Here is an 11,946-nt window from a genome sequence, read left to right on the forward strand (position 1 = left end):
AATAATTATAGGTGATTAATCTAAGATAATAAATATACAAGATATATATTCTAGTTTTGTAAAAAAATACAGAAATTATGAGTGAACATATCTTTTCTCCCGAAAGCCAGATGATGTCATTTGGTTATAAGCCTGAATTATCAGAAGGCGCTATAAAATGTCCTATTTTTCAGACTTCTACTTTTTGCTTCAAGAAAGCTGAGGATGGTAAAGCCTTTTTTGAGGTAGCTTATGGCAAAAGGGAAAAAAATGCTGATGAAGAATTGGGGTTGATATATAGCAGGCTCAATAATCCTAACCTACAAATAACTGAAAACCGACTATGTCTTTGGGATGGGGCTGAAGATGCAGCCATTTTCGAAAGTGGTATGGGAGCTATTAGTAGTATGCTAATGGAATTTACAAAGCCTGGTGATGTAGTGTTATATTCTATGCCTGTTTATGGAGGTACTGATCATTTCATTACTAAAGTGCTGCCTAAATTTGGTATTAATTGTATAGGTGTTACTCCTTTTGAAGATAAAGCCATGGTGATGGAGAAATTAGAGAAGAGTGGATTAAAAGATAAAATTTCTTTCATCTATTTGGAAACTCCGGCCAATCCGACAAATGCTTTAGTGGATATAGGGATGTTTCGCGAAATTGCCAATGAATTACAGACTGAAGATGCACCTGTATATATAGGTGTTGACAATACTTACATGGGGCCAGTATGGCAACACCCTTTGCAATTAGGTGCTGATATGGTGATCTATTCCGCCACCAAATATATTGGAGGACATAGCGATCTAGTTGCAGGTGCCTGCCTCGGGTCTGCTGAATTAATGAAAAGAGTGAAAGGATTTCGTACTTTCATGGGCAATATGGCGGGCCCTCATACTGGGTGGTTACTAATGAGAAGTCTTGAAACTTTGAAAATAAGGATGGAAAAACAAGCTCAGAATGCTGAAGTAGTAGCTGAGTTTCTGAATACCCACCCTAAAGTGGAGAAAGTGTACTATTTGGGTAATTTAAAACCTGAAGATGGAAGACAATACGAGATTTTCAAAAAACAATGTACTTCTAATGGCGCTATGATTGCCTTTGATGTAAAGGGAGGAGAGAAGGAAGCCTTCAGGTTTCTGAATAGCATGAAACTGATCAAGCTGGCGGTAAGTTTAGGAAGTACAGAGTCGCTAGCCGAACATCCTGACACAATGACTCATTCGGATGTAGATGAACATTTGAGAAAAGAAGTTTCTATTACAGAAAAATTGATCAGAATTTCCGTTGGAGTAGAGGATGCCAAAGATCTGATTTGGGATATTGGACAGGCATTGGATAAGGTTTAAATGGTCAAAATCATTCAATAGAAGCCATCAGTACAGAATTAATACTGATGGCTTTTTTATGACCAGGAAACTCTAACTACTTAAGTTTGTACTGGTACTTTTAGCTTTTCTAAAATGAAAGCTGGCATAAGAGATGCTGATACCACTTAAGATTAGTATAAGAAATGTACTCCAGTTAGAAAATGAAGATATACCGGATTGATGCAGTACAAATATCATTGCAAAGGCCATAAAAAGAATCCTGCTTACTTCCATAGCAAGTGCCCATGGTTTTGATTCCAAAATACCGCTCCAGCTGATGATCATCATGAACAAACCGGATGAAAGTAAAAATCGCTCCCAAAAGCTAAAGGGTAATTCCATATTAATGGTGTACGACATATATACCATTCCTAAAATTAATTGTACAATCAAATAATTTTTACTCTTTTCCAGAGGCTCACTTATATATTTTGTCTGTTTGGATTTATTATAACCAATTACTTCCGGAATAGGCTCCGTCACCAGGTCAGCAGGTCTCCAACCAGTGGGCATAAACCATAGCCGTACTTTATCCCAATAACTACTCGTATTCTTTGCGTCTTCCCATAATTGTCTCCAAAATTGAAAATTCAGGCTAATGGGATGCCATGTCTTAGGAGGATGGGTAACACCATAGCATACTTCCTCTTCTTCAGGTTCATAGGAACCAAACATTTTATCCCAAATAATAAGGAACTCAGAATAATTTTTATCGATATACTGGGGATTAACACCATGATGAACCCTATGGTGGGAGGGGGTAACGAAAAAACGTTCAAACCAACCCATTTTCTTGATCAGGGAAGTATGGTGCCAGTAAGCTAAAAGTAAATGCACAGCAGCCACTGCATAAACTATTTCTGGTGAGAATCCTATGACTACAAGTATCCAATCGAAGAAAAGAAATTGAAACAGTCGCTGTGTAAAACTGGCCCTGATACCTACCGATAAATTCATCTCCTCTGATGAATGGTGCGCCATATGAGCGGCCCAAAAGATGTTAATGGAATGGCCTAGGCGGTGAAACCAATAGAAAATAAAATCCTGTAGCAACAATAATAGAATAAGAGTAAACCATGTAGCTTCAATCCGTAATGGTGTTATTTCATATAAAAAGCCATACCATTTGTATACAAAAAAAGCGACAGCTAAATTGATGCACTGGTTACCAATACCTGTTCCAAGATTTGTCATTGTATCCTGAAATGGATAATTTTTCTTTTTAATACGAACAGTAATTATTATTTCAAGAAGAAACAATAGTACTACAATGGGTGTGATGTAAGCATAGATATTCATGTGTATATAATTTGTTTTTATTTACCACATGGAATAGTTCAGCTGTCAGAATACCTGAAAACCGTCACACTTACTTTTAATATTCATGCTCGGTTGGTATGCTGCGTTTATGACTATTTCATGACTTTTAGTATATTTCGTGATTAATCGAGCTAATTAAGTTAGTAAAACCAGTTTTTGAGTAAAAACAAAAGTGGCAGGTGGATGAATTTTCGGGATGAATGAAAGCTATTGTGGCGAAATAGTAATCTTTTCGGGGTGAATTTATGTTGAAATCCCCTTTTTGATGGAGGTATAATGAGCAGAAGATAAAGGTACTTCCTTGAGATAGTGATTTAAAATGAGATGGGCTTTTTGTTTATTTCCAACAACTTGTTGAATCTGCCAAGGCGCTATTAAATATGAACGATGACAGTAAATCAAACCATTGATTTGCCTGGCAATTTCGGATAGCGTATTTCTCATTAAGGTTTCACGTACTTGTTTTTTATCATCAATATAAATGATGCGAATGTAATTATCTTCAGCTTTGATACACAGTAGTTGTTGTAAAGGGATTTTCAAATTGTCATCCTTGTTTTGTCCACTTAAATGAATAATAGGGTTTCTTAAGCGTTCCGGAGATAGAATTTTTCCATTTAAGTACCTAAAATAGGCCACAACAGGTAATAACAATATGGCAAATGGTACGATGAACTTGTAGCTAAAGCTTAATAGATAATCCCAGGTAATGGATGTTTGTTTAGTGATAGTGAGGTCATAGCAATAAATTAAAATTGAAGAGATAAAAAATAAACCTGCCAGATAGATAAGCTCAAAACCTATTAACCATCTTTTCTCCATCTTTAGAACCCACAATCTTTCTATTAAAATTAATAATAGGTCAGCCAATAAGATGCATATGCCATAGCCTGCCAACATCAGGTTTTTATACGGCAGTTGTTTTTCCCCGGTATCAAAGGGTTTCAGAAAAATAAGGATAAAAATCACTAATAATGCAAGCATTAAACTGAGGGATATTCTTTTTTTCAATGAATAAATCCAGGGATGCTTTCTATATAGTATATTATTATCCATACTTTCAAGATACATAAATTTAGTAAAAGGAAAACTACAGATACTGTTGGATATTTTGAAAAAATTTACAGAGGAATTATGGTAAGATACGCTTATATTTCTATCACTAATTTCCCGAATTGTGCGCCTGCTTTTATTTTGTCAAAAGCTTCTACAATATTTTGGAAAGGAGTAATGGAATCTACTATGGGTTTTATTTTATGCTCTTCAACAAACTGAACCATTTGAAGGAATTCTTCATCATTGGCCATGGTGGAGCCTTGCAGAGTAATTTGGTTCCAAAACATACGGTGTACATCCAATGATTTGGGTTTGCCTAAGGTAGCTCCGTAAAATACAATTCTACCTGCCGGATTCATTAATTTGATGTGGTCATTAATGGCATCACCGCCTGCACTATCAATCACTAAATCAAAACCACCCACCTCTTTTTTAGCCTGAGTAGTCCATTCTTCATCTTTGTAGTTGTAGGCATTTCTGGCTCCATATTTTATGGCTTTTTCTCTCTTTGATGCATCTCCGGAGGTTACAAAAACATTGGCTCCAATAGCTAAGGCAAATTGAAAGGCAAACTGGGCTACACCACCACCAACTCCTGAAATCAATACATTTTGCCCTTCCTTTAACTGACCATGATGAAATACAGCACGAAATGCTGTCATGCCACCTAAAGGAAGAGCCGCGGCTTCTGTGTCACTCAGGAAATCAGGTTTTTCTGCAAGGCGATCTGTTGCAATGCTTACGTATTCTGCAAATACACCATCAGTGGGAGTGCCCATGATGTGATATTCTTTTGACTGCACCAAAGGATTATTGCCCCAGTTTATATTGGGGTTGATCAATACTTTTTTTTCAAGCCATTTTTTTGTTACTGAATTACCTAATTCGACTATTTCACCACAAGCATCCGCACCTAAAATTACACCACTTTTAATACCCGGATACTTCCCCTCTCTAATAAACTGGTCTCGGTGGTTAAGTGCCATAGCCTTTATTTTCACCAACACTTCACCTGATTGAGGCTTTGGAATATTCCTTTCAACAATTTTTAGCTCATTAGGTGCATCTAATATTAGGGCCTTCATGGATTTTGTTTAGGGTTACAGGAATTTAATTTCTTATATCTTATTGATCTTAAAACGGAGCCTCATCAGTATCGTTATCCGTATTTCCATTGGCTTTGCTTGGGAGAGTAATTGCTCCTGGAACCTCAAAGTCGGAGGGAACACCGGCAGCCGATGGGAAAGTAGTACCATAACCAGGGCCACTTGCCTGCATTCCCGGGGAATCCAAATCTGAGAATTTGGTAAAACGGCCAATAAATTTCAATGGAACAGTTTCCAATGAACCATTCCTGTGCTTAGCAATAATTACTTCACCTACATTGGCTGTGGAAAGTCCATTTTCATCTTCCGTGATACCGTAATATTCAGGTCTATAAAGAAACATTACCATATCTGCATCTTGCTCAATAGAACCTGATTCCCTCAAATCGGATAGCTGAGGTCTTTTATCTCCACCACGTGTTTCCACCGCACGACTTAACTGCGAAAGGGCAATAACCGGTACACTTAATTCTTTTGCAATGTTTTTTAAAGCCCTGGAAATAGAAGCAATTTCCTGTTCCCTGTTTCCTCCGCTTCCTCCACCTTTGGAAGTGTCACCTGACATCAATTGCAAATAATCGATTACAACCAGTTGTATGTCATGCTGTTGTTTTAATCTCCTACACTTGGCACGTAACTCCAAAATGGATAGGGCAGGTGTATCATCAATAAAGATGGGAGCTTCCGTAAGGCTGGCCGTTTTATAAACCAATTGTTGCCATTCGTGATCAGCAAGCTGGCCTTTTTTGATTTTTTCACTGTCCAATTCAGCTTCTGCAGAAATAAGTCTGTTAACCAACTGAACAGAAGACATCTCAAGGGAAAATATGGCTACTGGTTGTTTGAAATCAACCGCTGCATTTCTTAAAGCTGAAACTATAAAAGCAGTTTTACCCATACCTGGTCTTGCAGCAATAATCACCATATCGGATTTTTGCCAACCCGATGTTACACGGTCCAATGCAGAGAAACCGGTAGGTACACCTGTAAGTCCGTCTTTATGGTTCCTTCTTTCTTCCAGTTCACGGAATGCCTCTTTCATTAAAGAGTGCATATCAGCGTAGTTCTTTTTGATGTTGGAATTGGTGACTTCAAACAACTCTTGCTCTGTACGGTCCAATAAATCGAAAACATCCATGGTGTCTTCATAGGCATCATTCTGAATTTCTCCGGAAATTTTAATCAACTGTCTTTTGATAGCCTGTTCAGCAATAATTCTTGCATGGTATTCAATATTGGCAGCGGAGTTTACCCTTGAAGTAAGTTCTGTGATGTAGTAAGAACCTCCAACAATTTCCAGTTTACCTGTTTTTCGGAGTTGATTGGTTACAGTTAATAAATCAACAGGTTCTGAATTGTTGAAAAGTGAAACTATTGCTTTATAAATTTCCTCATTGGCTCCTTTGTAGAAACTTTCAGGTTTTAATATGTCAATTACACTTGTCAGGGCATCTTTTTCGAGCATCAAAGCACCAAGAACTGCTTCTTCCAAATCAACCGCCTGGGGGGGTATTTTGCCTAGATTATCCCCAAATTCGGCTTTTTTTGATTTATAGCCTAGTCTCGGCCCAGTTGATTTTTTAGATTCCATTTCCCCTACGTTAATTTTCTACTTTGAAAAGCTAACAAAGCTAATTTATTAAATTCATTAAGAATACACAAAACTGTCCAAGTTTCCGACAAGTTTTCCACAGGTTATCAACATCGAAAAGCCAAGTTTAATTTGCCGAGCCACTAACTTTATTATATTTTTGGATATTCAACGCAAATCAAATGAATTTAGAAAATATTAAGAAAGTACATTTTATCGCAATTGGAGGAAGTGTGATGCATAACTTAGCTTTGGCACTTCATCAAAAAGGAATTCAGGTAAGTGGATCCGATGACGAAATTTATGAACCTGCTGCCAGTAAATTAGCTAAAGCAGGAATTAAACCGGAGGCTGGCTGGCATCCGGAACAAATTACTCCGGAACTTGATGCGATAATTTTGGGCATGCATGCCCAAAAAGATAATCCTGAATTATTAAAAGCTCGTGAATTAGGATTGAATATTTATTCTTTTCCTGAATTTATCAAAAAGCTATCCGAGAATAAACAAAGGATAGTGATTGGAGGAAGCCATGGGAAGAGTACAATTACTTCTATGATCATGCATGTGCTCAAACATGCAGGCAAACCTTTTGATTACCTGGTAGGTGCGGAATTGGAAGGCTTTGATTTGACAGTATCCATTTCTTCTGCCCCCATCATTGTTATTGAAGGGGACGAGTATTTGTCTTCAAAGATTGATCCGGTGCCAAAATTTCTAAAATACGACCATCACATAGGTGTGATTTCCGGAATTGAATGGGATCATAAAAATGTATTCCCTACGATGGATGATTATACACAGCAATTTGATGAATTTGCAGATAAAACCCCTAAAGCAGGATCATTGATTTATTGTGAGGAGGATGCATTGGCTAACATTGTAGGCTCAAAGGAAAGGGAAGATGTTCGCAAATCACCCTATTCAGCACATAACTCTAAAATTGTTGACGGTAAAACAATTTTAGTAACCAAGGATCATGGGAATGTGCCAATTAAAATATTTGGTAAACATAATCTTCAAAATATAAGTGCTGCTTTTGAAGTATGTAAGCTAATAGGCATCAAAGTCAATACATTTTATGAGGCTATTGCTTCCTTTAAAGGTGCTGCCAATCGATTGACTTTACTTGATGAAGCAAATGGTCATCTGGTGTATAAGGATTATGCCCACGCCCCGTCAAAATTAGTAGCTACTGTAGATGCAATGCACCATCAGTTTCCGGACAAGAAGTTATGCGTTGCTTATGAGCTCCATACTTTCAGCAGTCTGGATCCCGATTATTTGAAGCAGTATAAAGGTACTTTAAAAAATTGCGATCAGGCTTTCATTTATGTAAATCCGGCTAACTTGAAATTAAAAGACGGGAAACCTTTCACTGAAGAGGATTTGAGAAAGGCATTCGATCAAAATGATCTTAAATATTTTGATGATACCGACCAATTGGTAAATGCTATGCTTACCTTTAAAAAATCCCATGCCCAATGTGCTTTTGCTTTTTTAAGCTCAGGTCATTTTAACCATATCAATTTTAAAACTATTGCACACGAACTAGTCTCATAAATTATGTTTTTAAAACTCACCAATCCTTTAGTATTCTTCGATCTCGAAACTACAGGCACTAATATTGTTTCTGATAGAATAGTAGAATATTCCTTTGTAAAGGTAATGCCTGACGGAGAGGTGATTACTAACACAGAAAGGGTAAATCCTGAACGTCCAATTCCTCTGGAATCAAGTTTGATCCATGGTATTTACGATGCAGATGTGAAAGATAAGCCTGCTTTTAAGGCTCTAGCGAAGGAGTTAGCTACTTTTTTAAGAGGATGTGATCTCGCAGGCTTTAATATATTGAAGTTTGATGTGCCGGTATTGGTGGAAGAGTTTTTAAGGTCAGATGTGGACTTTGATATTTCTAAAAGGAAGCTTCTGGATGCCCAGAAAATTTTCCATATGATGGAGAAAAGAACATTGACCGCAGCTTATAAATTTTATTGCGAAAAGGACCTGGTGGATGCTCATAGTGCTGAGGCTGACACATTGGCTACTTTGGAAGTACTTGATGCACAAATCAAAAGATATGAAGGACAAACCCTGAAAGATTTAAGAGGAAGAGCAATAGGTACCATAGAAAATAATGTAGACTCTTTGCATAAGTTGACCAATGATAGTATGGTGGATTTGGCAGGTAGGTTTGTCTTCAATGATGAGAATGTGGAAGTCTTTAACTTTGGAAAGTTTAAAGGCCAGGCTGTCGAAGATGTGTTGAAAAAAGAATCCGGTTATTACGACTGGATGATGAAAGGTGATTTTCCTATGGACACTAAACGAAAATTGACAGAAATAAAGTTGAGAGGTTTTCAGAAGTGATAGTTTATTAATTGCGTATAAGAGGAAAAAATTGAGGTATTGAGATTCTTGGAATAAACTCTGGATTTGATGTATGGAGTTTGGCTCTATTTGGGAGGAGAAAAACCGCTAAATAATAGGAAGAACCAATGATTAGATTGTGAGATTTATTGCTATTTTTTCATCTTTTCTTCCATAAACCATACATTAACAGTAATTAATCTCTTTTAACCAAAAAGCAAACTTCCTTTTTGCTTATATTTAAATTTATAGAATATAAGCGGATGCACCATTTGGGTTCAGAAAGAATCAAAGAAGTAATCAATTACTTGCAAGAAAATCAAATTCAATTTGAATGGCTTGATGATTGCAATATTACTCATTTTGATGATTACTGTAGCTACTATCTCTTAATTGAAAAAAAAGTATTATATGTATGCTCCATAGGTGAAGCTGATGGAGAAAAAGCGGAATATTTTTTCAGCAGTTTATTGAAAGCCGGAAAAAATTACAGTAGCACATCCGTAAAATTAACTTTTGTGATGGATGCTACGGGTCTTTACAACATGCCTCACTCTGCACGAAAAGAGGTTAATTTTTTCGACTTAAAATTTCGGGAATATTGGCAGGAAGTCATCTTTATTTACCAAGGAATTGCCAAGGTTATATTGGATATGTATGAGCTTCATAAACCGGAACATTTAGTAGGGATGAGGAAGGTGCCGGATCTTCAGTATGCACTTGATACCGCACTTAAAAGAGAACACAAAAATATTGATGAGGCACTAGAAGAAAAGGAGCTAAGTGCAATGAATCAGAAAGAGTTAATTGAAGTGATTCAAAAGCTGAAAAGCGAGAGAGAAAAAGAAAAGAATAGTTGGGATCAGCAGCTTCATCAACTTTTCGGAGCAATCTCTAACTTATCCTGGGACAGTAGGGCCTCTACAAGTTTGAGCGAGATAGAAAAAGAAAATCCTTTTGCACCCATATATGGCGTCCTTAACAATAGTATCAGTGACTATAATGAAATGAAGAATGAGCTTCAACGGCTTAAAAATGAATTTCATCAAAACCTGAGTCACGAGTTAGGTGAAACACTTCATCAGGAAGCTAGCCTTCGTGCCATATTTGATAGTCTGGATTCTATTTTATGGTACATTGATAAAAATTATGTCCTGATTTCATTCAACAAAAATTTCCTGGAGCATGTTAAGTCCTCATTTGGGTTTGTGCCTGAAGTTGGAATGAACTTATTGAACCAACCCCAATTGGCCGGTAAATATGAAAGTATAAAGGAAAGGGTTGAAATAGCTTTGAAAGGTAAGGAAGCAACTTATAATGATAAATATTATGAAGGGGACAAAATAGTTAAAGTAATAGCTTCCAAAGTGTTTCCTGTAATGGTTGATGGTGAAATATTAGGATTAGCCTGCTTGAGCAACGATATTACAGAAAGCTATTTTACTAAGGAACGGGTGAACAATAGTGAGAAATTGCTGGCTTCAGTCAACCAGCATATTTCTGAAGCCATTTATCGCACCAGTTCTGATCGGGGCATGGTCTATATCAATGAAGCTTTTATGAATATGTTTGGTTTCGAATCCAAAAATGAGCTTTATAATTTTGAAGATTTAACTAAACTTTATACCAATCCTAATGATAGGAAAAAGATTCTTCACCTATTGGAAACCAAGAAAAAGTTCACTAATGTGGAGGTACTCTTCAAAAGGAAGAATGGGGAAACTTTTACTGGTTTAATTAGTAGTATGCTTACAGTGGGAGAGGATGGAGTGACTTATTTTGATGGGGCGATAAGAGATGTTACTGCCATTAAAAGCGCTCAGCAAAAGTTGAAGAACCAGAATATTCAATTGAAAAAACTGAATAGTGAACTGGATAGCTTTGTCTATAGTGCGTCCCATGACCTGAAAGCACCTTTGAGTTCTGTAAGAGGATTGATCAACTTAGCTAAAAATGAAAAAGAAAAGGATAAATTAAGTTATTACCTCGATCTTATTGACACAAGTATTACTAAGCTGGACAATTTTATTCAGGACATCATCAACCTGTCCAGAAACTCCAGGCAAGCCATTATAAAGGAGGAAATTGATTTTAATGAGCTAGTTAATGAGACATTCAGTAATTTCAAATACTTGCCTAATTTTGATAAAATAGAGAAAGTAGTTACCATCGATCCTTCTATTCAGTTTTATTCTGATAAAAGAAGATTGCTTATCATATTCAATAATCTTGTTTCCAATTCAATTCGATATTATAATCCTTCTGCAAATACTCCTTTTATAAAAATTAATATCGAGAAAGAAGGTAATCAAACTATGATTTCAGTAGCCGATAATGGTGTGGGTATTGAAAAACAGTACCTGAAGAAAATATTTGAAATGTTTTTCAGAGCCTCTGAGAGCAGTAATGGGTCTGGAATAGGACTTTACATTGTAAAAGAAACTATTGATAAACTAAAAGGGAAGGTTTCTGTCAAATCTGAGCCCGGTATTGGTAGTATTTTTCAGATTAAATTACCCAACCAATTACCTGTTGAATCCTGATTCGTAAGATAGCATCCATGATAAGAAAGTTATTCTTCTACCTTATTTTCAATCTCATTTTCAAGCTCCAAATACCAGGCTTCACCATATTTGCGAATTAACGCATCCTTCAGGAATTTATATAATGGTACACCTAATTTCTCACCAAAATCGCAAGCAGGATTGCAGATTTCCCAACGATCATAATTCAATGCATCATATTGTTCATATTCCGTAATACGGATTGGATATAGATGACAGGAAATTGGTTTCATGAAATTTATTTTACCATCATTGTAAGCCTGCTCTATACCACATTTCAGAATGTTTTTCTCATCATAAATAGCATAGGCGCACTCTTTTTCATTAATAGTAGTAGTACTGTAGTCACCTTCCCAGTCTTTGATGTAAGTACCTTGCTCCTCAATGGCTTTAATACCTTCTTTGGATAAATAGGGTTTTACTTTCTCATATATTTCATCCATAATCGGTAATTCATCTGCATTAAGCGGAGCACCTAAATCACCCTCTACACAACAAGCCCCTTTGCACTTATCAAGATTACAAACAAAATTTTTGTCTTTTACATCCTCAGATATAACTGTATTTCCTATTAATATCATGCTACAA

At 36.5% G+C, this 11,946-nt stretch carries 9 protein-coding genes; 4 read left to right on the forward strand and 5 right to left on the reverse strand.

Annotated features, from left to right (window positions below; all coding sequences use genetic code 11):
- Positions 1-77: 77 nt before the first annotated feature.
- Positions 78-1,331 carry a cystathionine gamma-synthase family protein gene (locus JKA74_RS03855; RefSeq protein WP_201429833.1) on the forward strand — a complete coding sequence of 418 codons (1,254 nt, stop codon included), beginning with the start codon at positions 78-80 and terminating at the stop codon, positions 1,329-1,331.
- A 72-nt stretch (positions 1,332-1,403) separates the two neighbouring features.
- Here the strand turns inward: JKA74_RS03855 and JKA74_RS03860 are convergent, their stop codons facing one another.
- The 4 genes from JKA74_RS03860 to dnaB all read right to left on the reverse strand — a co-directional run bounded on the left by JKA74_RS03860 (position 1,404) and on the right by dnaB (position 6,425).
- On the reverse strand, positions 1,404-2,651 hold the full coding sequence (locus JKA74_RS03860; RefSeq protein WP_201429834.1) for a sterol desaturase family protein: 1,248 nt from the start codon (positions 2,649-2,651) through the stop codon (positions 1,404-1,406).
- Positions 2,652-2,915: 264 nt separating this feature from the next.
- Positions 2,916-3,728 carry a LytTR family DNA-binding domain-containing protein gene (locus JKA74_RS03865; RefSeq protein WP_236587488.1) on the reverse strand — a complete coding sequence of 271 codons (813 nt, stop codon included), beginning with the start codon at positions 3,726-3,728 and terminating at the stop codon, positions 2,916-2,918.
- A 92-nt stretch (positions 3,729-3,820) separates the two neighbouring features.
- Complete coding sequence (locus tag JKA74_RS03870) at positions 3,821-4,813, reverse strand: zinc-binding dehydrogenase (protein WP_201429836.1); 993 nt, start codon at positions 4,811-4,813, stop codon at positions 3,821-3,823.
- A 49-nt stretch (positions 4,814-4,862) separates the two neighbouring features.
- Entirely contained in the window at positions 4,863-6,425 is a 1,563-nt protein-coding gene (dnaB, locus tag JKA74_RS03875; protein ID WP_201429837.1) for a replicative DNA helicase, read from the reverse strand.
- A gap of 182 nt (positions 6,426-6,607) precedes the next feature.
- Here dnaB and JKA74_RS03880 point away from each other — a divergent pair, with 182 nt between their 5' ends.
- From JKA74_RS03880 to JKA74_RS03890, 3 genes are all read left to right on the forward strand, one after another.
- Positions 6,608-7,987 (forward strand): UDP-N-acetylmuramate--L-alanine ligase, encoded by a 1,380-nt coding sequence (locus JKA74_RS03880; RefSeq protein WP_201429838.1) that lies wholly within the window; start codon positions 6,608-6,610, stop codon positions 7,985-7,987.
- A 3-nt stretch (positions 7,988-7,990) separates the two neighbouring features.
- Positions 7,991-8,794, forward strand: a complete 804-nt coding sequence (locus JKA74_RS03885; RefSeq protein WP_201429839.1) for a 3'-5' exonuclease — start codon at positions 7,991-7,993, stop codon at positions 8,792-8,794.
- A 230-nt stretch (positions 8,795-9,024) separates the two neighbouring features.
- Positions 9,025-11,337 carry a PAS domain-containing sensor histidine kinase gene (locus tag JKA74_RS03890; RefSeq protein WP_201429840.1) on the forward strand — a complete coding sequence of 771 codons (2,313 nt, stop codon included), beginning with the start codon at positions 9,025-9,027 and terminating at the stop codon, positions 11,335-11,337.
- A gap of 29 nt (positions 11,338-11,366) precedes the next feature.
- Here the strand turns inward: JKA74_RS03890 and JKA74_RS03895 are convergent, their stop codons facing one another.
- A complete protein-coding gene (locus tag JKA74_RS03895; RefSeq protein WP_201429841.1) occupies positions 11,367-11,939 on the reverse strand; it encodes a DUF3109 family protein in 573 nt (190 codons plus the stop codon).
- Between the last annotated feature and the right edge of the window lie 7 nt (positions 11,940-11,946).

It is taken from the genome of Marivirga aurantiaca, assembly GCF_016679925.1.
Taxonomy (GTDB): Bacteria; Bacteroidota; Bacteroidia; order Cytophagales; family Cyclobacteriaceae; genus Marivirga; species Marivirga aurantiaca.

Bases quoted from the DNA above. Each gene is read 5' to 3' on its own strand.
- JKA74_RS03855 (WP_201429833.1), top strand. From the start codon at position 78: ATGAGTGAACATATCTTTTCTCCCGAAAGCCAGATGATGTCATTTGGT.
- JKA74_RS03860 (WP_201429834.1), bottom strand. From the start codon at position 2,651: ATGAATATCTATGCTTACATCACACCCATTGTAGTACTATTGTTTCTT.
- JKA74_RS03865 (WP_236587488.1), bottom strand. From the start codon at position 3,728: ATGGATAATAATATACTATATAGAAAGCATCCCTGGATTTATTCATTG.
- JKA74_RS03870 (WP_201429836.1), bottom strand. From the start codon at position 4,813: ATGAAGGCCCTAATATTAGATGCACCTAATGAGCTAAAAATTGTTGAA.
- dnaB (WP_201429837.1), bottom strand. From the start codon at position 6,425: ATGGAATCTAAAAAATCAACTGGGCCGAGACTAGGCTATAAATCAAAA.
- JKA74_RS03880 (WP_201429838.1), top strand. From the start codon at position 6,608: ATGAATTTAGAAAATATTAAGAAAGTACATTTTATCGCAATTGGAGGA.
- JKA74_RS03885 (WP_201429839.1), top strand. From the start codon at position 7,991: ATGTTTTTAAAACTCACCAATCCTTTAGTATTCTTCGATCTCGAAACT.
- JKA74_RS03895 (WP_201429841.1), bottom strand. From the start codon at position 11,939: ATGATATTAATAGGAAATACAGTTATATCTGAGGATGTAAAAGACAAA.